Origin of the sequence: Vibrio mytili (assembly GCF_049563345.1) — a bacterium.
Lineage (GTDB): Bacteria > Pseudomonadota > Gammaproteobacteria > Enterobacterales > Vibrionaceae > Vibrio > Vibrio mytili.
The window spans coordinates 2,533,624-2,555,920 of record NZ_CP110481.1; the positions used below are offsets into that span (position 1 = coordinate 2,533,624).

21 protein-coding genes are annotated in these 22,297 nt (G+C 45.3%); all 21 read right to left on the reverse strand.

The features are described from left to right. Window positions 1-6: 6 nt before the first annotated feature. Window positions 7-1,476: a ribonuclease G gene (gene rng / locus ONE56_RS11675; protein ID WP_041157211.1), complete on the reverse strand. Its 1,470-nt coding sequence runs from the start codon at window positions 1,474-1,476 to the stop codon at window positions 7-9. A gap of 19 nt (window positions 1,477-1,495) precedes the next feature. Continuing rightward, complete coding sequence (locus tag ONE56_RS11680) at window positions 1,496-2,065, reverse strand: Maf family protein (protein WP_423839903.1); 570 nt, start codon at window positions 2,063-2,065, stop codon at window positions 1,496-1,498. A 4-nt stretch (window positions 2,066-2,069) separates the two neighbouring features. Next, on the reverse strand, window positions 2,070-2,558 hold the full coding sequence (gene mreD / locus ONE56_RS11685; protein WP_041157210.1) for a rod shape-determining protein MreD: 489 nt from the start codon (window positions 2,556-2,558) through the stop codon (window positions 2,070-2,072). Beyond that, complete coding sequence (gene mreC, locus ONE56_RS11690) at window positions 2,548-3,450, reverse strand: rod shape-determining protein MreC (RefSeq protein WP_041157209.1); 903 nt, start codon at window positions 3,448-3,450, stop codon at window positions 2,548-2,550. Before mreC ends, mreD begins: the two co-directional genes overlap by 11 nt. A gap of 155 nt (window positions 3,451-3,605) precedes the next feature. Then, window positions 3,606-4,649, reverse strand: coding sequence for a rod shape-determining protein (locus ONE56_RS11695; protein ID WP_041157208.1), 1,044 nt, complete (start codon window positions 4,647-4,649; stop codon window positions 3,606-3,608). 152 nt (window positions 4,650-4,801) lie between these two features. Next, complete coding sequence (locus ONE56_RS11700; RefSeq protein WP_423839904.1) at window positions 4,802-9,367, reverse strand: DUF6701 domain-containing protein; 4,566 nt, start codon at window positions 9,365-9,367, stop codon at window positions 4,802-4,804. An 8-nt stretch (window positions 9,368-9,375) separates the two neighbouring features. Further along, window positions 9,376-9,810, reverse strand: coding sequence for an MSHA biogenesis protein MshP (locus ONE56_RS11705; protein ID WP_423839905.1), 435 nt, complete (start codon window positions 9,808-9,810; stop codon window positions 9,376-9,378). Then, a complete protein-coding gene (locus ONE56_RS11710) occupies window positions 9,800-10,507 on the reverse strand; it encodes a PilW family protein (protein WP_423839906.1) in 708 nt (235 codons plus the stop codon). Before ONE56_RS11710 ends, ONE56_RS11705 begins: the two co-directional genes overlap by 11 nt. Beyond that, window positions 10,507-11,088: a type IV pilus modification PilV family protein gene (locus tag ONE56_RS11715; protein WP_423839907.1), complete on the reverse strand. Its 582-nt coding sequence runs from the start codon at window positions 11,086-11,088 to the stop codon at window positions 10,507-10,509. Before ONE56_RS11715 ends, ONE56_RS11710 begins: the two co-directional genes overlap by 1 nt. After that, window positions 11,085-11,567, reverse strand: a complete 483-nt coding sequence (locus ONE56_RS11720; protein WP_423839908.1) for a type II secretion system protein — start codon at window positions 11,565-11,567, stop codon at window positions 11,085-11,087. The genes ONE56_RS11715 and ONE56_RS11720 overlap by 4 nt, the downstream gene beginning before the upstream one ends. A gap of 111 nt (window positions 11,568-11,678) precedes the next feature. Beyond that, window positions 11,679-11,915, reverse strand: coding sequence for a pilus assembly FimT family protein (locus tag ONE56_RS11725; protein WP_423839909.1), 237 nt, complete (start codon window positions 11,913-11,915; stop codon window positions 11,679-11,681). Between the two features lie 67 nt (window positions 11,916-11,982). After that, on the reverse strand, window positions 11,983-12,465 hold the full coding sequence (locus tag ONE56_RS11730; protein WP_258692357.1) for a type II secretion system protein: 483 nt from the start codon (window positions 12,463-12,465) through the stop codon (window positions 11,983-11,985). Window positions 12,466-12,756: 291 nt separating this feature from the next. Then, complete coding sequence (locus ONE56_RS11735; protein WP_423839910.1) at window positions 12,757-13,218, reverse strand: MSHA biogenesis protein MshF; 462 nt, start codon at window positions 13,216-13,218, stop codon at window positions 12,757-12,759. 3 nt (window positions 13,219-13,221) lie between these two features. Beyond that, window positions 13,222-14,445, reverse strand: coding sequence for a type II secretion system F family protein (locus ONE56_RS11740; RefSeq protein ID WP_041157199.1), 1,224 nt, complete (start codon window positions 14,443-14,445; stop codon window positions 13,222-13,224). Window positions 14,446-14,453: 8 nt separating this feature from the next. After that, window positions 14,454-16,178, reverse strand: a complete 1,725-nt coding sequence (locus ONE56_RS11745) for a GspE/PulE family protein (protein ID WP_423839911.1) — start codon at window positions 16,176-16,178, stop codon at window positions 14,454-14,456. Beyond that, the gene (locus tag ONE56_RS11750; protein ID WP_423839912.1) at window positions 16,175-17,329 is read right to left on the reverse strand and encodes a tetratricopeptide repeat protein; all 1,155 of its coding nucleotides are present in this window, start codon (window positions 17,327-17,329) and stop codon (window positions 16,175-16,177) included. Before ONE56_RS11750 ends, ONE56_RS11745 begins: the two co-directional genes overlap by 4 nt. Beyond that, window positions 17,326-18,171 carry an ExeA family protein gene (locus ONE56_RS11755; RefSeq protein ID WP_041157196.1) on the reverse strand — a complete coding sequence of 282 codons (846 nt, stop codon included), beginning with the start codon at window positions 18,169-18,171 and terminating at the stop codon, window positions 17,326-17,328. Before ONE56_RS11755 ends, ONE56_RS11750 begins: the two co-directional genes overlap by 4 nt. Window positions 18,172-18,214: 43 nt before the next feature. After that, window positions 18,215-19,852, reverse strand: coding sequence for a pilus (MSHA type) biogenesis protein MshL (gene mshL / locus ONE56_RS11760; protein ID WP_331439091.1), 1,638 nt, complete (start codon window positions 19,850-19,852; stop codon window positions 18,215-18,217). Window positions 19,853-19,872: 20 nt separating this feature from the next. Next, a complete protein-coding gene (locus ONE56_RS11765; RefSeq protein ID WP_423839913.1) occupies window positions 19,873-20,205 on the reverse strand; it encodes an MSHA biogenesis protein MshK in 333 nt (110 codons plus the stop codon). After that, window positions 20,198-20,848 (reverse strand): type II secretion system protein GspM, encoded by a 651-nt coding sequence (gene gspM, locus ONE56_RS11770; protein ID WP_331439089.1) that lies wholly within the window; start codon window positions 20,846-20,848, stop codon window positions 20,198-20,200. Before gspM ends, ONE56_RS11765 begins: the two co-directional genes overlap by 8 nt. After that, the gene (locus ONE56_RS11775) at window positions 20,845-22,290 is read right to left on the reverse strand and encodes an MSHA biogenesis protein MshI (RefSeq protein WP_423839914.1); all 1,446 of its coding nucleotides are present in this window, start codon (window positions 22,288-22,290) and stop codon (window positions 20,845-20,847) included. The genes gspM and ONE56_RS11775 overlap by 4 nt, the downstream gene beginning before the upstream one ends. Window positions 22,291-22,297: the final 7 nt, after the last annotated feature.

The following is a 22,297-nucleotide window of genomic DNA, read 5'->3' on the forward strand; positions in this document are numbered from 1 at the left end:
TTCCACTTACATCATCACAACGTCAAACTGCTCCTGAATATATAGGGGCTCAGCCTGAATACGCACTTGCTTACCAATAAAGACTTCGAGTTCCGCCATCGCATGCGACTCATCGTCTAACAATGCAGCCGCGACAAACGGTGATGCATAAACGACGAAGTTATCGGCATCGTAGGCGCGGTTCACTCGAGTGATCTCACGCAGAATCTCAAAGCACACCGTTTCGACCGTTTTCACTGTGCCTCGTCCTTCACAGGTAGGACAGCTAGAACAAAGAATATGCTCAATGCTCTCTCGAGTACGCTTACGAGTCATCTCAACTAAGCCCAACTGGGTGAAGCCGTTGATGTTGGTTTTCACTCGATCTTTTGACAACGCACCTTCTAGTGACGTGAGTACTCGCTTACGATGTTCTTCAGACGACATATCGATAAAGTCGATAATGATAATCCCACCTAAATTACGTAAGCGAAGCTGGCGAGCAATCGCTTGTGTCGCTTCCACGTTGGTATTAAAGATCGTCTCTTCTAAATTACGACGGCCAACAAACGCTCCCGTGTTAATGTCGATCGTCGTCATCGCTTCGGTTTGGTCGATAATCAGATAACCACCAGACTTGAGTTCGACCTTACGCTCCAAAGAACGTTGAATTTCGTTCTCCGTGTCGTACATATCAAAGATCGGTTTGTCGCCTTCATAAAGCTCAAGTTTGTCCGTCAATTCAGGAACAAATTCAGAAGTAAACTCATGCAAAGTATCGAACACGAGGCGCGAGTCGACCATAATTTTATCCAACTCAGTACCAACAAAATCACGCAGAATACGCTGTGCAAGCCCCAGCTCACCATACAGCGTAGAGCGCGTTTTATACTTACTGCGACGCTCCATGATTTTTATCCACAAACGCTTCAGAAACGCAGCGTCTTGAGCCAGTTCTTTCTCATCCGCCCCTTCTGCGGCAGTACGAATGATAAAGCCACCATTTTCGTCACAGTATTGATTGACGACTTTTTTTAGTCGATCGCGTTCGCATTCACTCTCGATACGTTGAGAAACGCCGACATGGCTTGCGCCAGGCATAAAAACTAAGTATCGAGAAGGAAGGGTAATATCGGTCGTTAAGCGTGCGCCTTTTGTACCCAGCGGGTCTTTAACGACTTGAACAACAATGTCTTGCCCCTGGCGAACCAGTTCAGAAATATCACGTACCTGAAATTGCTGCTTCTCGTTTTCCGCAACACACTCGGTATGCGGAACAATATCAGACGCATGCAGGAATGCCGCTTTGTCCAAACCGATGTCAACAAAAGCCGCTTGCATGCCGGGTAGCACACGACTCACTTTACCTTTGTATATGTTACCTACAATCCCACGACGGGACTCACGTTCTATATGGACTTCTTGTAGTACTCCACCTTCAATCATGGCCACACGAGTTTCACTCGGGGTCACGTTTAACAGCAACTCTGCACTCATGTGCGCACCTCAAAACAAATTATAAGAATTCTTGAATTAGCTGATCGGTTTCGAACAAAGGTAAGCCTACAACGGCGTGATAACTGCCTTCGATTCGGGTGACGAAACGCCCTCCGAGTCCTTGAATACCATAACTTCCAGCTTTATCGCATGGCTCTCCTGAATGCCAGTATTGCTCGATTTCCTCGAGAGTCAGTTGCTTGAACCAGACGTCGGTAGTCACCACAATTGAGCGCTGCTTCTGCGATGACACAACACTGACCGCGGTCATCACTTGATGGCGACGACTAGATAACTTGGTCAACATGCGCTTGGAATCTTCAAAACAGAGTGGCTTTTCTAGCACCTGTTCATCGCAAACAACGACTGTGTCAGAGCCCAATACAACGGAATCAGGCTTAGCCATTGCTAAGCCTGCCTGAGCTTTTTCCAAAGAAAGGCGCAACACATAATCTTGCGCGCGCTCATGATCTTGCTTGGCTTCTTCAATATCGGGTAAAACAATATCAAAACGATAGCCAAGCTGGGTCAGCAACTCTTTTCTTCTCGGTGAACCCGAGGCCAGAACGAGCGGTAAGTTTTGATTCATCCGCTTACCTGACGTGCCATGCGCGACGTATTCGTCGCATCAGTAAAAACATCCATGGCCAAAGTATACAGTTTATTGCCGCCGTCCACAGGGATAATGGATTAAATACTACGTCTTGGTTCAAATATTCCCCACAGAATATCAAAAGCTCCAATAACACGGTAAAAAAGGCAATTAAAATCGCCTGTTGCCACAAGGCCATATTACGAATTAACAAAAAGTTCAACGCAACGAGATAAATCACAATCGACATCATCATTCCGCGGATCCCCAGCGTCGAGCCAATCAGAATATCCCATATCAAGCCCAGAATTAACGCCGAGCCAACATTAACTCGATTCGGTAGCGCCAACACCCAGTAACACGTTACCAAGAACAGCCAAGACGGACGAAACAACTCTAAAACACCTGGCCACGGAATGGTTTGCAATACCAGCGCGACAAAGAATGTCACGGCGATTACCATTCTGCTGCGCAATACACTACTGGCCATCCGCTACCTCTTGTTCCTGTTGCACCTCTATTCCTTCTTCAGAATTAGACTGTTGTACTTTTTGTTGGCGATCTTCATTCGGCCAAATTAACAACAAGTATCGTAAACGCTCAAACTCCACCACAGGCTCTGCTTTGATGGCGGCAAACTCCTGGTGAGTGTCGTGCTCAACTGACGTGACATTCGCCACCGGATAGCCTTCTGGGTAGATACCACCAAGCCCTGATGTCACCAGTAGATCACCGACAACAATATCAGTGCTGGTTGGGATGTACTCGAGCTGGATTTCATCCATTTCACCATTTCCAGAAGCAATAACGCGGATATCATTACGGATAACCTGAACGGGAATGGCATTTTTAGCGTCGGTAAGCAGCAGCACACGAGCATTATGAGCGGCCACGAAGGTGACTTGACCCACGATACCTTTCTCGTTAATCACTGGCTGCCCCACATACACACCATCGATTTTGCCTTTATCGATGACAACTTGGTGACGATACGGCGACGTATCCACTGCCATGACTTCCGTCACGACTTTTTTCTCGTCACGGACAAAAGATGACCCCAAGAGCTTACGTAAGCGTTGGTTTTCTTCTTTGTATTGATCGAGCAAGATCATTTCGCTTTTTAAGCGCAGGACTTCTCGCTTTAAATTACGATTTCCCTCAACTAAAGTTTGATGAGTATTAAAACGCTCAAAGGCGTCATCAAACAAGCTGCGGGGTAAGTTAGCTGCGTACTGAATCGGCGCAACCATACTGTTTAAAAGATATCGGACGTTGGAAAACGTATCTAGACGACTATCAGCCAGCATCAAGCTCGCTGATACAATGACAGCAAAAAACAGACGTAATTGCAGAGATGGGCCTCTGCCAAAAATCGGATTCATCTTGTTTTTGACCTGATTGCTTCCATGATTGTTACCCTTACTTGGCAACCTGCCATCTGTCCAGAGAGCAGATTCAGATATGGAGCATAATTTGAAATTACAGAGAGAGCAGAAATGAAGGTGAAGCTCAACTTGAGCCTCACCTTACGCAACGTTTATTCTTCAGAGAAGAGATCGCCACCGTGCATGTCGATCATCTCGAGTGCTTTACCACCACCACGAGCCACACAAGTCAGCGGATCTTCAGCGATGACAACCGGGATGCCCGTTTCTTCCATCAATAGACGATCAAGATCTTTCAGTAGTGCACCACCGCCTGTCAGTACCATGCCGTTTTCAGAAATGTCTGAAGCAAGCTCTGGCGGACACTGCTCAAGCGCAACCATAACCGCAGATACGATGCCTGATAGCGGTTCTTGCAACGCTTCTAGGATTTCATTGGAGTTTAAACTAAAGCTGCGCGGCACGCCTTCGGCAAGGTTACGACCACGAACTTCAATTTCCATCACCTCGTCACCTGGGTAAGCAGAGCCGATTTCGTGTTTGATTTTTTCAGCCGTCGCTTCACCGATCAAGCTGCCGTAGTTACGACGCACATAATTAATGACCGCTTCATCAAAACGGTCACCACCAATGCGGACAGACGATGAGTAAACCACGCCGTTTAGTGAGATAACCGCCACTTCCGTCGTACCACCACCGATATCGACCACCATTGAACCGGTAGGCTCTGAAACGCGCAGACCTGCACCGATTGCCGCCGCCATCGGCTCATCAATCAGATACACTTCACGTGCGCCAGCACCCAGTGCCGATTCACGAATCGCGCGGCGCTCAACTTGCGTTGAACCACAAGGTACGCAAACCAATACACGAGGGCTTGGTTTTAAGATGCTGTTATCGTGCACTTGCTTAATAAAGTGCTGAAGCATTTTTTCGGTGACGTAAAAGTCAGCAATCACGCCGTCTTTCATCGGACGAATCGCAGAGATATTCCCCGGTGTACGACCAAGCATTTGCTTTGCTGCGTGACCGACGGCAGCAACGCTTTTTGCAGAACCTACACGATCTTGACGAATAGCAACTACAGAAGGTTCATCAAGGACAATGCCTTGCCCTTTTACGTAAATTAGTGTGTTGGCAGTACCCAAATCGATAGATAGGTCATTAGAAAACATGCCACGAAGTTTTTTAAACATATTCTTCGTTCATCCTGCAAAAATATAGAAGACAAAAATTGTCCTAAATGTACCAACGCCTCGCGGTCACAGCAAGCTATTGGTACATAAACATGGGCGGAAAGCCCCAATTTCTTGCAGTTTCTTAACTTAAGCCCAAAAACCGACGACAGTTACTGCCCAGTAAGTCCCGGCTCACCGCGATAAATCACCCGATCGTTACCACGATGAATACCAAAGGTAACCACAGAAGATGGGTTTTCTTCCGAACCATCATTGTCCCAATCGTATTTGAGCCAAGGAAGTGCATTCTCTGCATTGTCTAAATCTAACCACACACGTGTTTGTTGGCGTCCACAGTCCGAGCGTTCTTGCTTAGCAATAAGTGCACGCATGGCACCATCGTTAACCGTCGTTCTGACTCCTTCAAGTAAAATGTCACAGTCGGAGCCATCATCAGGCCAAACTGGCTCTTGTCTTTCAAGAGTTGGGGATACAGTTGTCCCATTATCCTTACTGTTTAAAACGAATCGGTTATCTATCCAATACTCCACTCTAAGGGGGATATTGACTGATTTACCCTGACTCACTCCCACGTCATCCAGAGCTATGCGACCAAACCTGACATCAGGTTGCGATAGTAGCTGTTGCGAAACCACTCTATCTTCAGTGCCATTGGCCTGTTCATCTAAGAACATAGTAGGGTCAACATAACCAGATATTTTCGTTCCATCATTATTTAATGAAAGCGAAATAAACGTTTCGGTGGAGCTATCTTTGTCTGACGGTACTTTTGAATTAAATGGACCATCGGGTCTCGGCAAAGACAAATCTTTACGCCAATAAACTGAGTTATCCCAAGTTTTACTCCATACAGCTCCCGACCAGTTGTCAATCGTCAAATCGGAATCTGAAATGCTAAGTCTATCTGAGTAACTCCCCGCCAAGTGCAAGTTTGCTTTCAATTGTTCCGAAAAATCGCCATAGTTTTGAGTTGCCCCGCCTACCGCGTTATATGCTGTTACTTCAAAGTTAACAGACTTAAAATTCTGTCCCATGTACACTGAATTATTTTGATTATCAGGGTAGAGCCATTCAGTACCCGTTACTTTAAAATAATCAGGATAAAAACGGCCAACCGTCAGGTTACCATCTTGGATCTTAAACGCGCTGCTACCAAGGTACACAGATGTACCTAAATCACCGCCATTCGCGTCCGTTGCAATCGGTGCTAGCGCCTTAAATTCGAAAGCTCCCACTTCAGATACTGACTGCTTGAATTCAACACGACCACTAGACCAATGACTCGAATCAGGTAACTCATCATTCAAAAGTTGGGCTGATGCTCCAGTTGATGGGTACTTAACCTTGTTGCTGATTGCAATCGTCTCTTCTTGGTAGTTTTTCGCTACAGAACCATCATCTTGATAAGCGGTAATGGTCATATCAAACTCTTCACCGGCAGCAACAAATCCTACTGAACAGCCATCATCACTGTTGGTGCAGTCTCCACTTTTGTTACCACTCTTTGCAGTCACTTCAAGGTAAGCCGGGAAGCTAACGAAACTATCGTCACCAACAGATCCAGCCACATTAGCTTTTAACGTCACTTGCCCAACTTCTTCGTATTTCAGTTTGAAATACGCTTTACCTTCGTCGTCAAAAAACATACTTGGTAAATCTTGCTCAGTCGTAGTCACATCAATAGCAGAAGAACTCCACTCTGGATCATTATCTCCAACCTTTTTCTTGTAAGTGATCGAAACTGGTTGAGAGTCGTCTACAGGTGCGAAGTCGTAATCAATAGACATTTTGACATCACGAGACTCACCTTGATTTTTAGTAAGATTTGCACAGAATGAGAGGTAATCCTCACCTTTAGTTTCACGACTAGCCACAACATCGTTAACATTTACTGCAAGTCCATCTGTTTCAAAAGTGATCGTACAGTCCGAAATCGAACCATCACTATTGTAACAACGATCCTCTTCAAAACCAGACCGTGACACTGGTTTACTACTCTCAACCTTTAAGGTGACTGTTCCTTTACTTAAGCCCTGTAATTCAAGTTTTTTCTCATTTCGAAGCAGAATATTTGCACCACCAACCCAAGTAGCAATATCTTTAAAGCCAGATGTACTTAAAGTTACAGATAAAGGCTTTGAAGAGGTGCTATCATCCGCATCTCTAGGATACTGTTTAGAGCAACTTTCATTCATACACGCTCTAAGCATTACATCAGAAGCCTGACAAGTACTACCGGAAATTGAGTGATCAAACTCAAAGTGGTGAATACCGTTAGTGATTTTTTGATATTTGTCCGCACAGACTTGGAAGTTATCAATATCATGCGTATTGGTAAGCATACCTGTGGATGCCGTTACCGACAGACGGAAGTTCTCTGGAATATAGTTAAAACCACCTTTTTCCAAAACGTTAAACTCTTCGATAACAGGATCCCATCCGCCATTTTTTCCGACTTTTCGAAATACAGCCAGTGTTATCGTATCGGCGTTACGCGAATTTAAAACTACTTTATAACGATGCAGTCTCTCTTTACCTTTTCGATTATCCAACGAGCTGCTGTATTTTTTGCCAGTGATATACGGATAACCTTTCAACCACTTACCATTCGCATCTTTGACGCCCTGTCCACGCACCCCAACATTATCAGCAACACTATTTGAAACGATTTTCTCGCTCCCTTCACGAATGTAGTTACCAAACTCATCAATACCAATACCTAGCCAACCACCAGCAAAGCCTTCTACATCTTTGGAGACTTCAGGGTAGTGATTCTTTAGAAGCTTCATCCCGTAACCAAGCGGACCACCAAATGCCCCGGTTTGAGGAGGGACACTCGCATCAGAAATCACCAGCGCAACACCGTCAGCACCATTCCCACCATATGCATTGTGATCAAACTCAATCTCTAAATAGTTCTGATCTGACGGAAAAATATAGTTATATGCAGAGGCTGTTGCCTGCTCTGGTTTATTTGAGTTTAAGATGAAACGTCCATCAGAGATATGTGGCGCGTCACTGGAACCAAAGCCCATCACCGACCAGTTTGTGAGAGAGTCTGAGTCAAAGTTTTCAGGTTGCAACAAATCACATTGAACAGGCTCTGGGTCAGGGCCTGGTGGCGTCATACCACAATAGTCGTAGAAATCTCTGTATTCTGAGCTACTAACTAAATCAACAGGACATTTCCCTTTCGATTCTTGTGCATTACAGCTTGGATCATTTAGTCCACAATACGCAACAAGATTTTCTTTATAGGAATATGAAGAATTCGCAGTACCACACAGAGTAGAGTCATTTGAAATAGTTATGTAATTTTTGTCTGGGAAACTGATCGCTTTATCATCCGCAAAAATTGCAGCTGATGATAACTCCATACCGGCATCATTTACATTGGCAGTACCGAAGATCGAAGAATTAGTTACCTTTAAGTAACCTTCGGTGGAGACTTTATCACCTATATAAGAGCTGCTAATTTCTGCACCACCATTCGAGCTTGATGCAACCCCACAAACGTAAGAGCTTTCGCTTATAGCAAGGTGTTTTTTTACGTCAACACTTCCTTTGATTTTTGAGTCATTGACTGCCCCAGCCCCATTAAGACTAGAAACCCTACCAGATACTTGTGAGGAATTGATCTCTACATATTCACCAGCAGAGATAAACTCATTAACTTTATAATTGGTCACCTTAACCGCACCTTTAGCGCTTATATAACCCTCTATTAGTTTGTTGGTATCAACTGATGTTGTAATTTCTACACCACCATTAGAGGACAATACATACCCTCCTATGGAACCATCTGTAACTTTAACTTGATTGATAGCCTCGACATATGAACCAACATCAACGTCACTAATTTCGACACCACCAGTAGAAGACAATACATGCCCTACTATGGAACCACCTGTAACTTTAACTTGATTGTTAGCCTCGACATATGAACCAACATCAACGTCACTAATTTCTACACCATCAGTAGAAGACAATACATGCCCTACTATGGAACCACCTGTAACTTTAACTTGATTGTTAGCCTCGACATATGAACCAACATCAACGTCACTAATTTCGACACCACCAGTAGAAGACAATACATGCCCTACTATGGAACCACCTGTAACTTTAACTTGATTGTTAGCCTCGACATATGAACCAACATCAACGTCACTAATTTCGACACCACCAGTAGAAGACAATACATGCCCTACTATGGAACCACCTGTAACTTTAACTTGATTGTTAGCCTCGACATATGAACCAACATCAACGTCACTAATTTCTACACCACCAGTAGAACTTCTCAATGAACCTAATATCGTTGATTCAGCCAGCTTGATATCACTGCCATTATCAACGTGACCATAAACGTATAGTCCATTGGCACTGAAAGATTTCCCCCCAAGATTGAGAGAAAGGTTCCTACCAGCACTACCAATCGTATTATTCCCGTTAAACGCAGAGTAACCTTCCAAATATAACTGTGATGTACGCCCGCCAGTAATAATACTGTCGCCATCATTCAACGTAACATTACTTGAACATTTATAAGAAGACCACCAGTCAGTATAAGAACCACTATTTGGACACGGACTATTAGTAGCGATCCACTCCAAATCTTCCCAGCTCCATTTCCGCGTAAGATCATATTCTTTAGCTAAGACGCTCACCGAACTCATCATCCATATCAAGGCTAAGAAAATCAGTTTTTTCATTCTTGTTATTACTCCCTCACCCAAACCTCTTGCTGGCGCTCAACTTGTGATAAACCCGAACCACAAACGGCCGTAGCTTGCACCCTAAATAATGACTCTGCTGCAGACGTTCCTGCGTTCAGAGTTCCTAAATCTACACAACTCATTGAGTTAAGCGTGCATCCTGTCCCTTGTGTGACATTAGGCATTTTACCGTTCACCTGATTTGTACAGAGTGTCGAAACGCTATCACTCGAACCGTTGAGTGGATATAACTTGGTCAGTGCCCATTCATTCGCTGATTGGGCCATAAACCAAGCTTGTATGCCCAAAAATTCGCGGGTGACGCCACTTTGGTTGGACCAAGTCACACGCATTAGTGACGCAGCTAAATACCCCATCACAATGATGACAAACAACACGATGATTAAAACGTTTCCTTGTTGATGTTTTTTACGGAACATTCAGCACCTGCACGTCTTGTTGGTAAGCACTGCGCTCTCCATCTTGTTCAAACACCAAGTCTAAATACACAATGCCACCTCGCTGTAGCGTTGGCTCGACGTAATGCATGTTACTTTCAGCGGTTAGCACATTCTCAGACACAATCACATTATTGCGCAGCACCTGATCGTTCTTAAAACAATAACTAATTTCAGAGCCTTCTCGATAAATATAGTGACGGCTGGAAACAGAAGTCGCCCCGAGTGAACTGGCTGTGCCACTGATGGTAAATGCATCACCATTTTTATTAAGACCACCGACCTCAATACTTTGCGATGAGGAAGACAACAAATCTTTATAGCGAGTGGGGTTGATGACCATTCGACTGTTATTGGGGATGTCGGTAAGGCTGGAATCATTACCAATCAGAAACTGGATATCATTCTCTGCAAGCGCATAAAAACCAGAGTATTGTATCGGCACAAACTCCAGGCATCCCGTTTCTGGTTCGTGAAAGCTGTTCGGTACCGCATGACGGATCTCTCGCGACATTTTCTCTAACACAAACTGAGCCTGAGTTTGCAGTCTCTGCCTATCTATACTGTCCGAATATCCTTTCATACCCAAACGAGCGTAACCCGCAATACCAAGCATGATGAAGCTGCCGATTACAATCGTTACGATCATTTCCATTAAGGTGAAACCACGAATTTTCATCAGTAGTTACCTCGTATTGCTGTTAGTGTCAGAGGTTGAGCGTTACTAGCAAAAATCGTAATCGTGACTTTTTTATATTCAGTGATTCCTGTCGGTGGTGTGTCAGTCAGATTGTCATATGTCACGCCAACTTCAACTCGGAAGTTTCGGTACTTATCTTCACTACTTGTGCCCAAAATATCTGAGATATTGCCACGGTTGGTCCCTTGGCATTGACTCACTGTCGTTGGTGTACTCCAACAACCGATATAATCATCTATATCGTTAAAGTCACTAGGTGTTGCTTCCCGAGAGCCATCTGGCTTTTCATCCACACCTAACTTGTTAACCTCAGTACAACTTACCCCATTCTCACCACAACGAATCAAGCCACCAGCCAAATCACTATTTTCATCAAAGCCACGCGCAAGGATTTGCGACATAAAGCTTTGGCTCAGTGCTGCGGCACGGGTTTGGTAGTGAGACGTTGCTGAATCTCTTAACTGTGGGACTAAAAAAGAGGTGAAAGCGACCATCGCAATCCCCATCAAGACGATCGCGATGATCATTTCTATTAAGGTCATGCCTCGGATCTTGTTCATGAGCACGATCCTTTGGAAACATAGCCTTGGTTGTTGATCGCTACTCGGCATTGGCTTTGACCACTAACGTCTTGAATCAATATAGAAACGCCTGAGGAGACCGCATCTTTGGGGTTACCCAGCAGATCAAAACTTATTGGGCTGGTTACTCCGACGACACTGAAGATGGCAGAAGAATCAACAACACGATCACTTCGAGTACTATCGCTTAAGGCGCATGCTGCCACTGAGCCAATACAATCGTCAGAAACTTGCAAACGAAAATCATCACCTAAATTTGCTTCATCAATGTTCGATTGCATGCGGTTAACCTGCACCTGGCGAATCACAGAAATCACTTGGTCTTGAAGGACGTAGGCAGAGAAGCTGCTCTTACCGATAAATCGGCTGGCGGCAAACAGAGAGAGAATGGAAAGGAGAACAATCACCAGGATCAGCTCCATTAACGTGAATCCTAATGCAGAGCTGCGAATTTTCATAACCCAACCTTAGGCTTCTGTAAGCAAAACAAAAACATGATGTAATGATGAGAATAATGATAGAGTTATCGCGCTAATTAGCCAACCAAAAGTAGCAGACCATATGCAAACTTATTGACGATCTTCGCCTTTTGAACGTTCTAGTTCTTCTTCAATCCGATCGTAGGTGGCTTTGTTGCTCAGCGACTCAGAAACATGCTCCGCTTTCTGCTTGGTTTCTTGCCACGTGGCTTCGTAGGTTTCTGGCTCAAAGCTGATAAATCTTGGTAATACCACATAACCGATCACACCTAAGATAATCAGCACAACGACAAACTCAATTGCACTAAGACCCGATGATTTACGCATATATACTATTCCGAGATTCATCAAAATAAAGAGGTAAAGGCCAGACTAGCTGGCCTTTGAATTAGTATTATTTTTGACAGCCATTAGTGATAGCCGAATCTTTGTTTGCTACAACTTTAATGACAGCTGGGGTATTAGCATTAGCAGCAGCTGTGTATTGAACACATTTCTCTTCATAGTTATCAAAACCATAAGTGATCGTGCCTGGAGCTGTCGTATCAACTTTTTTAACTTGCCAGTCTTCAGTCAGGCCATCTACAACAAGTGCAAGAGCTGCAGATGTAGCATCCGGGTAACCGTAAGTAAGACCTAGAGTTGATGAACCAATGCTAATTGCACCGTCAGCGGCTGCTTCTTGACCTTCAATTGCTGCTTTACCGTAAGTAATGCCAGCCGCACCAGTCATAGCACCTTTCAAGCCATCAAGTGCTGAATCACGAGCATCATCTTGCAGGTTAAGGAAACGTGGTGCTGCCGTTACGGCTAGAATGCCTAGAATAACAATAACCACAACCAATTCGATAAGGGTGAAGCCACCTTGTCTTTTCATTATTAACTCTCTCTATTGTAAATATGCAGCCGTACTGCACGGTTTCATTTGGCACACGGCCATTGTATTTTAGCTAAGCGATAGAAGACGATAACCCAACAAAAATATAGTGTGTCATGGTGATCGCATCAAACGTTTCAGTGGAATAGTGATTAGCCAGTATGGGTTTGGGCTGTATTAGTAATAGCATGAATATGCTTACGTTTTTTTACAACCTTTGGCCTATGATATTGTACGCATTATACTGACTTTTCATTATATATGTAATAGTTGGTGTCAAATATTTTTGTGTCACTTTGTCGAGAATTTGACGATAATTTCAGTCTGCTCTGCCGTCATATTAACAACAATTTCCTGCCCATTTTTATAGATGTAGTGGCATATTCTATGTTTAGCTTGCATCGTACCATCTATATCGATCAATGCACTGCCCATGATATTTCGCTGCGGATAGTGCACCGCCAGCCAGTAACCGCAATCCAGTTGGCCATGCGAGTTAAACGGGGAGACTAAGCCTCCCTGCGTCATCCTAAGATCAAACCCATCCATGGTGATGTGTTCTGGCTCACCATGGGTTAGCCAAACTTGTCGATAGCGTTGCACACTGTCAAGCATCCACACCTTCGCAAGTTTAGCGCCTGTTGTTTGCGCCTCTTCACTTACGGGCTGCAGTGAAATGGCCAAGGCAATACACACAATAATAGCCACAAGGCCAACAAGAATAAGCCGTGCAACGCTTTGATTTTCAACCACGAGTTAGCCGCCTTTGATGATATCCAGCATGCCCCACATTGGCAGGAAAATACCAAGGGCAAGCACCATCACCATACCCGCAACAATGACCAACAATAACGGTTCAATTCTCGCTGTCAGCGTTTTTAAATCGTAATCCACTTCGCGGTCATAGAAATCAGAGACTTCCAACAACAGTTCGTCAATTCGACCGGTCTCTTCACCTACCGCGATCATTTGTATGACCAACGGGGTAAAAATCTTACTGTTAATCGCGGTGACAGAAATGGTACTCCCCGCTTCGATGGCCGACTTCATCTCTATGATCCGGTTTTCCAAAAACCGATTTCCCAAGGCTTCGCCCGCCAGTGCCAATGATTGGTTAAGCGGCACACCCGACTTAAGCATCAGAGAAAACGTTCTGGCAAAACGGGACAACTGAGCACGGTTAACGATATCACCGACGATAGGTAACCTTAATCGAAACTTGTCGAATTTCTCTCGACCATCGGCTGTGGCCACCCACGCTCTAAAGGCAAAGAAGGCGCCAATCATCGCGACGATCAACAATACCCAATAATTGACAAAGAAATTCGACGTGGCGATCAATATACGAGTTGGCAACGGCAGCTCCACCCCAAAGCGCGTGAACATCGAAGCGAACTCTGGGATCACCAACACATTCAGAATAAACATGGCAATCGTGATAAAAACGATAACAAACGTCGGATAACGCATAGCCGCTTTGATGCGCTTGCGCGTTTCCAACTCTTGCTCGTAATAATTGGCCAATTGCAGCAACGCCTGATCAAGACGACCCGTGTTCTCGCCCACACTAATCATAGAAACGAACAGCGGACTAAACACCTTGGAATGTTGCTGCATTGCAGAGGATAGACCTCGACCATTACTCAACTCCGCTACCACATCTTCCAGCGCGTCTCTGAGTTGCTTGTTCTCACAGTTTTGCAGCAAGCCACGCATTGAGCGCAACAACGGTACACCCGCTTTGGTTAAACTAAACAGCTGACGAGAAAAAAGAATAATGACTTCGAGAGGGATAGCCGGAACCAACAACTTAGTGAGACTAAATTGATTTTTTACCCCTTCTTTTTCTAGACGAATATTAAGCGGGATCACCCCTTTATTCATCAGCGCTTCCGCAGCCGACTCTGAGTTAACCGCTTCGATTTTGCCGCTGGTGGAGGAACCTTCTAACGTTCGCCCTTGATAACGAAAAGTTGGCATTCACTTACCTACATAAAAATTGGATCAGCTTTTCCAGAAGCATCGCCCTCTCCAAGCGCCATCACTTCATCTAAGCTTACTGTGCCGTGCAGTGCGAGTTCCATCGCAGACGCAAGCAGTGGCTTATAATTGTCGGAACGTCGAGCGGCTTGTGCGAAACCAACGGCGTCATTAGCACGCAGTTTGTCCATCATCTCATCCTCTAGTTCCAGCATTTCAAACACACCAACTCGGCCGCGATATCCGGTTAAATTGCAGGTCTGACAGCCTGTGCCTTTATAAAAAGTGGCGCTAACTTGATTCGGGAAACGTCCTGCCAACCACTGTCGAGTCGATTCATCCAACGTATGTTCCGTTTTGCACTCTGGGCAGATTCGTCGTACAAGGCGCTGCGCCACCACAGCTCGCACCGCACTGGCAACCAAATAACCCGGTGCGCCCATATCAATCATGCGCAACGCACTATCAACGGCATCGTTGGTGTGTAACGTACTAAGAACCAAGTGACCAGTGAGAGCAGCCCGCAAACCTATTTCTACGGTTTCTTGGTCACGCATCTCCCCGACTAGAATGATATCCGGGTCTTGACGCAAAAACGTCCGTAAAACTCGAGCAAACGTCAGGTCTATTCGGCTGTTGATTTGCACCTGGGTAATACGAGGCAGGCGGTACTCGACCGGATCTTCTGCGGTAATGATCTTTTTACTCGAGTCGTTCAGCTCACTCAATGCGCCGTATAGCGTGGTGGTTTTACCCGAACCCGTTGGTCCCGTCACCAAAATCATGCCATGTGGCCGCGAAAGCTGACGACGTAAACGGGCAAGCAGCTCAGGCGGTAAACCAGACTCTTCCAACGGGCGCAAACCAGCTGATTGGTTGAGCAAGCGCATCACGACGGACTCACCGTATTGGGTCGGTAACGTCGACATACGAATATCAATCGATTGACCACGTACTTTGATATTAAAACGACCATCCTGCGGGAGACGTTTTTCAGAAATATCCAGTTGCGCCATAAGCTTAAGACGCAACACCAGCGCGGAGGCAATATTGACTTCATTTAACAGCGTTTCATGCAACACACCATCAATACGCTGGCGCAAACGTAAAACTTTGTCATCCGGCTCAATATGGATGTCGGATGCGTTAACTTGTACCGCATCTTCAAACATCGAGTTAATCAGTTTGACTACCGTCACTTCTTCGCTGTCGGCTTCGTCAATGCCGTATTCGAAGCTTTGCACGTCCTGGTGTTCCGCCTGTAGCTGCTCAGCAAAAGAAGCGATTTCTTTGGTACGTCGGTAATAGCGGTCAAAGCTTTCGATCAACTGACGCTCAGAAGCAATGATGAACTCTAGATTGTATTCACCAAGCAAGTTCATCAGCGACTCTTGCGTGAATAAGTCGGCGGGATCACTCATTGCTACACGTAATGTATCACCACTTCTCGCAACGACCATCGCACGCAAGCGACGCGCATGCACCTCTGGAAGAATTTGCACCGCGTCAGCATCGACAGGCGCTCGACCCAGATCAATCAAAGGCAACCCAAGCTGATGAGATAAGAATTCCAGCATTTGCTTCTCGGTAATGAAGCCGAGATCGATCAGCGCATCTCCGAGTTTTTGACCGGTATTACGCTGTGTATTCAACGCCTGTTGAATTTGCTCTTCCGATACGATCCCCTCTTCAACGAGTAGATCCCCAAGACGTTTTCTTAATTTAATTTTCATTGCGCTTCCTCCAGTTGCTCAAGAAGCGTTAGACGATCGCGAATAAAGGCCTGAGATTGATTCGAGATACCCACTTTGCTTGATGCGTTTTGGTAAGAACGGATCGCGGCGGTAAAATTCAGTGCGCGTTCTTGCTGAATCGCCAAACCTAACCACCAGCGCGCATTTTCCGGATCGCGCTGCGTCAACAGCTGATAACTTTCTAAAGCAATGTCATTCTGTTTTTGCTTTTGTGCCAAAGCGGCTCGCATCGCCAAATACTCACGACTTGGCATCGGCGGTAAATGCACCAGCGGACTTAATGCTGCGTTCGGTTGTTCAGCTTTCACCAGCAACTTCGATAATGCCAAGCGCAAAGTTTGATTATTGGTATCAAGACTAATCCCTTCTTGAATAATCTCGTACGCTTTTCGGGTATCCCCTTTACCAAAATACAATGCCGCCAGTTTTTGGCGAGTTTCGGTATTTCTTGAGTCATAGCGCAATGCTTCACGATAAGCGGACAGTGCACGTTCAATATCGTTCGCTTCAATCGCCTTTTCAGCACGGCTTATTGCTTTGCCAGCGAGCTGCTGGTGAGTCAACTCGACCTGCTCGACTCGCATGGAGCTCTCTGACTCCAAAGCACTCAATGGTTGATTTTGCGCGCTTGTCACTTGTGCAATCAGAATGGGTTCATCCGTCATTGAGTCAGGTTCTGCTGACTCTACCACCCGACGCAGTTGTCTTGCTGTTGTACTCACCATCTCCGTGTTCACTTCACCAACGTTATCAGCATGAACTTGGCCAACCAGCAAAGACGTTTGGCTTTGTTGTGAACCTGCATTCTCTGTAGGGTTCTTGATAGCAGGCTTGGTATAAACCACTCGATGGGTTTCTGGTGTCGTTTTATTGGTCGGAGAGTGAACGACTTGCCCCTCACTTTTCTTAGCGACAAGCGTGTTAACGTTGGATAAGGCTTGTCCGGTTTCTTCCGGCAATGCTGGTGCCTGAGAGACAGCCCACCCTCCGACAGCAAGGCTCAATGAGAATCCCGTCATTAACCATAACCAAGGCTTACTGCGAGAAACGTGGGGCACCTCCGCCTTGGTTAATTCACTAGGCGAGTTTTTTTTAGCAATGTCTGATAATGCTTTATTGATGGCACTCAAGCTTGACTCCATCCCCAGAAAACGGGCGTTTTAAATTTTGGTTTACGGGCATCAAATGTGTCGTGAATGGCCACATAAACATGATGATTTTTCAGTATGGTGCAACGGTCATTAAATGCGGCTAACAGTGCTTTATGGCTGATTTGATTGATTAACCTTGGGATACCCATCGCAGATCGCCAAATGGCTTTTTTCTGCTCAACCGAAAAGATATGTTCGCCATTTCCGGCTTTATTCAAACGATTGTTGATGTAGGCAACCCCTTCATCCATTGACAATGGTCGCAGTGCACAATTGAACGTAACTCGCTGACGAAACTGTCTTAATTCATGGCTGGCTAGGCGTTCATCCAACTCAGGCTGACCAAAAAGAACCAGTTGAATCAGCTTACTCTGCTCGGTTTCTAAATTACCGAACAAGCGCAAGGTTTCGAGAGCGGGAAGAGAAAGCGCCTGAGCTTCATCGACAATCAATACGGTTTGTTTACCAGTGGCATGCACTTGGATTAAATGTTCTTGGATCAGAGAGACGATACTGAGCGGATCATCACTTTGAATACCAAGCTCTCGCGCAACCGCTAACTGCAATTGTTCGCCATTTAGGATTGGATTGGGCAAATAAACCAACTCGACCTGTGATTCGATTTGTTCAATCAGCTTTCGACATACCATGGTTTTTCCGGTACCGACTTCGCCCGTCACCTTGATCACGCCCTCTCCCATTTGAATTGCGGCCAAAATGGTTTGAATCGCTTCATAATGGGGAACTAACCCCAAAAACATATCGGTGTTTGGGGTCAGTGAAAAGGGTTGAACTCGAAATCCAAAATGTGACAAATACATATCGAATCACAAACTCTCTGAGAAACTCATACTCTCCCAGATATTATTGCTCATCTGGGAACCACTCTTGCAGGAGATCACGAGAACGCTCGAGCTCTTTCTGCCAAGAGTTTACGCCAACAACCGTCGGCTTCAATAGAATCACCAATTCCGTTTTTTGCGTTACGTTGTTCACATTACGGAATAAGTGTCCAAGCGCCGGGATGTCACCTAGAAATGGAACTTTTGACACCTGCTCGGAGTTTTGCTGTTTCATCAAGCCGCCAATCACAACTACATCGCCGTCTCGAGCACGAATGACCGAATCAGACTCACGAATTGAGCTTTTCGCCAATGGCAGCGCTACATCTTCAAAATCACCGCCCAGATTGAGTTGCTTAATTTCTTCTTCCACTTCAATCACTGCTGGATGAACGTGAAGGAACACATTGCCGGTGTTATCAATTTGCGGTGTTACGTCAAGTGAGATGCCGGAGAAGAAAGGCGTCAATTCGACTTCTGGTACCGCATTGGAATTGTCACTACTGCCGACATTACTTGAAAGCTCGGTAACAAAATACTGATCAGTACCTACTTTAATCACGGACTTTTGGTTATTCGCAGCGGTAATCCGTGGACTCGATAACACATTAAGGTCGCCCTGTGTCGACATAAAGTTTAACACGGCATCAAAGTTACCATCCGAGATCGTCACATTCGTCTGACCGCCCAATAAGGTGCCAATGGCATCAAGGGCTGGTAGGCTTGATCCGGGACGGTTAACAACAACACTGCCAGAGTTACCAATCGATGCGGTTAAATTCGACCAATTAATGCCCTGCTGATAACCATCGCTCAGTGTGACTTCGAGAATTTTCGCTTCTAAGATAACCTGACGCTGCATACGCTCTTGGGATGTACCTAAAAACTCTCTCACTTCACGAATATCATCCGGGAATGCGCGAACGGTAATCACGCCGGCTTGTGGCGTCACCACAACGCTTTGTCCCTGACCTGAGCCAATTAAGCTGGTTACCGCCTGTTGTAACAACGGCCAAAAGTCGCTTTCTGTCACCGTCTCAATACGCGTGCCTCCCGTTGAAGAGGTCGCGCTGTTTTCATTGTCACGGTTATTGCTTCTAGAATCAGAATCGTTAGACGAGCCGCCAGAGTTAGACGGTCCCGCCGCCGTGACAGAGCCAGTGCTAATGCTGGTCAAAGAGCGACCGGTTCGTTTGAACTGCAAATAGTCGACTGGGATGGTAACCGTGCGCATACCAGCCGGATATACCTGAATGACCTTGCCGGATTTCGTCACATCATAGCCATACATATCCTGCACGACGTTGAGTACTTCATCTAAGGTTACGTCCGATAAATTCACCGTAATATTACCTTGTACCGCTGGGTGAATCGCGACGCTATACTCCGTTCCTTTCACTAACGAGGCAAAAAAGCTTCTTGCTTCAACTTCGTTGGCTTGTATACGGAAACGCTTCGATGTGGCTTGCTCTGACGACACACTTGTATTGAGATCCGGCATCAAGTCTTCTTCAACGGACAATGGAATCTCTTCCAACGTACGGCTATTCGCTTGATTGATAGATTCATTAAGTGCTTGTTTCACTTCAACAGGATCACGATGCCCCATGGAGCACCCCATTAATGAAGCGATGGTTATTCCTACAACTAATTTGCGCATATCTGATCAGGCTCTGACTATTATTTTTTTACATTCAAACCAAAAAGCTCCAGCTCCCACACACGGTTACCACGCTTTAACGTTACAAAATCACTGGTTATTCTAGCGACACGATACCCTTCTACCCGCTCACCCTGCTCAACAATGTGATTGTTCAAGATTGCGATACATCGAGCATTAGGCTTGCAGATAATGCTATTCAGAGTCGGCACTGGATATTGCTTCACTTGTGGTGTAGCACTCGAATCTGTTGCGGGTGCTTGCCAATCAAATGGGGCAGTCGGATCTTGATTGGCCCAAGCCGTTCCTGCCGCTACCACTAAAAACATTGAGATAATGAGTTGCTTAACCACCAATAAACTCCTCTCGAGATCCCAAGGTGTACACTTCCAACACCAAGTGTGCTTTTGGGTAGTCTTCAACTTTGTAGCTAAAGCTACGCCAGTAATAGCTTGCCGGCAAGCTTTCTAATTTATTCAAGTAGTTAGCAATAGAGAAGTAGTCTCCCGTTAGCTCCATTCGGACAGGGTGCACATAATATCCCGAGTACTGAGATGCATCTTTGTTCTCTGTAATGGGTTCCGAAGGCAACGTTTGCATCGATAGCAAATGAATACCGTCTTGCTGCGCTAACACACTCTCCAATAGTTCCGCCATTTGTGAAGGGCTAATCAGGTGCTCAATGATCTCGGATAACTGTGTAGAAAGGTGCTGACTTTCCGCTAAAAGGTTAGAAATCTCCGAGTCAATTTGAGCGTTAGGATCTTTATTCAATTGCGCTTGAATACGTAAAATACTGGCTTCAGTTTTCTGGTTCTCTAACTTTAAGTTAGTGAGTTGCTTTTCGTTGCGAGCTATCTCATTAAACTTAGGTTCAAGAACTAAGGTAAAGAGCAGCATCACAATTGTCACCAATCCACATACAGCAACGAGCACCTTTTCACGTGCACTCATTTCGCCAAAACGCTCTTCTAATGAAAGCCAAAACTCATTCATTTATCTTTACCCTCGTGCGTTTTTAGTTCAAACGTCACAATACCTGCCTCATTACGACCGATTTTGACTTCATCAAAGGTTCGCCCAACCAAACTGACCTCATGCTTAAATTGGTTTACCCAACTCGGCACGGCACTCGGTGTTTTTGCTAACCCTTTTAAATCCAACGTATTTTGGTTGATACGAATTTCAGATAACGCGATCTGTTTATTACTCAACTTAGCCAGTGACTGCATCACACCTGAATAACCTGCTTGCTGAGAGGCATCATACTTTCCAACCGCTCTTAATGAATCACGCTTGGCTTTGACTTCACGCTCTAGACGCGCTTTTGCGGCGATCTTATTGTTGTCCGGTTGATGTTTACGCAACTGGACTTGGTAACGGTCAAGCTCAGACTTCATAATACTGCCTTTGCTTTTTAAAATAGCGACATCATTTTCTATTCCTTCACTTTGCCAAGTTTCATACCCATACAGCAACATAAGTGCCGCGGCGGCAACGCCCCAAGATATGACGACATTTTTTAAGCTAAGATGCTCTTTTTTTGGCTTTAAATGATCGGGATAGAGATTGATCTTTCGCTCGTTTAACGCCGCAGCGCTATCCGCTAACACATGCCCCGACAGCTCTCGCTCAGTATCGAACAATGGAGAAACTTTGGTGCTCAATCGGTAGTTAAGTGATTGAACTAGCTCGTTTTCGTCTTCTTCATCACAGCACACCTTAAGTTGGTGCAGCTGAACATTTCGTAACTGAGAAGAGAGGTAGTCTATCGAGCGCTGCAACTCCAAAGACAAACTGTCCATTTGAAGTTCTGTGGATGGCACACCCGTTAACGGTGGCGTTACGCTACGAATAGAGCGGTGAAAAGCGACGGTATGCCCAACAAATGCACTGATACGGAAATGTCCGCGTACACTACGCTGCAAGAGTAAAAAGTTGCCAAGCTCTCCGGCCGTATAACCCCAAACATCGTCTTCTGGAATGATGCTCTCTAACGTCAGTTGAGCTCGATTGGCCAACTGTAAGATTTTATCAAGCACTTTTCTTGATAAAACATAAGCTTGCACTTTGTTTGAATTGGGTAGCTCTACTGCATCTGCGACAATATCGATGGCTCGCTCAGAAATCAGCTCTTTTAACAAAAATGGCAATGCAGCTGGCCACTCCTGACGAGGCATTGCGGGTTTGTCAATTTGATACATCTGATAGTAGTTATGTGACAGCACAACTGTCAGCGAGTCACTTGAACTCGCAGCAACACCTAAAGCTTGTTCTAAGGCTTTTTCCCAGTTTGATTCAGAGATTTCAAACTGCGCAGGGCGCCCATTCTTTGTTGAAGAGGACAAGTAAACAGCATCTGGCTGAACCACCAAGAAGCAAGTGCGACCACCATTTTTAGATGGCATAAACTTGTCAAACAATGTTTTTAAATCCATGTTTATT

Excerpts from the sequence above, each read along its gene's own strand:
- ONE56_RS11695 (WP_041157208.1), bottom strand. The coding sequence starts at position 4,649 with ATGTTTAAAAAACTTCGTGGCATGTTTTCTAATGACCTATCTATCGAT.
- mreC (WP_041157209.1), bottom strand. The coding sequence starts at position 3,450 with ATGAATCCGATTTTTGGCAGAGGCCCATCTCTGCAATTACGTCTGTTT.
- ONE56_RS11700 (WP_423839904.1), bottom strand. The coding sequence starts at position 9,367 with ATGAAAAAACTGATTTTCTTAGCCTTGATATGGATGATGAGTTCGGTG.
- ONE56_RS11730 (WP_258692357.1), bottom strand. The coding sequence starts at position 12,465 with ATGAAAAGACAAGGTGGCTTCACCCTTATCGAATTGGTTGTGGTTATT.
- ONE56_RS11740 (WP_041157199.1), bottom strand. The coding sequence starts at position 14,445 with ATGCCAACTTTTCGTTATCAAGGGCGAACGTTAGAAGGTTCCTCCACC.
- ONE56_RS11745 (WP_423839911.1), bottom strand. The coding sequence starts at position 16,178 with ATGAAAATTAAATTAAGAAAACGTCTTGGGGATCTACTCGTTGAAGAG.
- ONE56_RS11720 (WP_423839908.1), bottom strand. The coding sequence starts at position 11,567 with ATGAAAATTCGCAGCTCTGCATTAGGATTCACGTTAATGGAGCTGATC.
- ONE56_RS11715 (WP_423839907.1), bottom strand. The coding sequence starts at position 11,088 with ATGAACAAGATCCGAGGCATGACCTTAATAGAAATGATCATCGCGATC.
- gspM (WP_331439089.1), bottom strand. The coding sequence starts at position 20,848 with ATGAATGAGTTTTGGCTTTCATTAGAAGAGCGTTTTGGCGAAATGAGT.
- mshL (WP_331439091.1), bottom strand. The coding sequence starts at position 19,852 with ATGCGCAAATTAGTTGTAGGAATAACCATCGCTTCATTAATGGGGTGC.
- ONE56_RS11680 (WP_423839903.1), bottom strand. The coding sequence starts at position 2,065 with ATGAATCAAAACTTACCGCTCGTTCTGGCCTCGGGTTCACCGAGAAGA.
- ONE56_RS11775 (WP_423839914.1), bottom strand. The coding sequence starts at position 22,290 with ATGGATTTAAAAACATTGTTTGACAAGTTTATGCCATCTAAAAATGGT.
- mreD (WP_041157210.1), bottom strand. The coding sequence starts at position 2,558 with ATGGCCAGTAGTGTATTGCGCAGCAGAATGGTAATCGCCGTGACATTC.
- rng (WP_041157211.1), bottom strand. The coding sequence starts at position 1,476 with ATGAGTGCAGAGTTGCTGTTAAACGTGACCCCGAGTGAAACTCGTGTG.
- ONE56_RS11725 (WP_423839909.1), bottom strand. The coding sequence starts at position 11,915 with ATGCGTAAATCATCGGGTCTTAGTGCAATTGAGTTTGTCGTTGTGCTG.
- ONE56_RS11755 (WP_041157196.1), bottom strand. The coding sequence starts at position 18,171 with ATGTATTTGTCACATTTTGGATTTCGAGTTCAACCCTTTTCACTGACC.
- ONE56_RS11710 (WP_423839906.1), bottom strand. The coding sequence starts at position 10,507 with ATGAAAATTCGTGGTTTCACCTTAATGGAAATGATCGTAACGATTGTA.
- ONE56_RS11705 (WP_423839905.1), bottom strand. The coding sequence starts at position 9,810 with ATGTTCCGTAAAAAACATCAACAAGGAAACGTTTTAATCATCGTGTTG.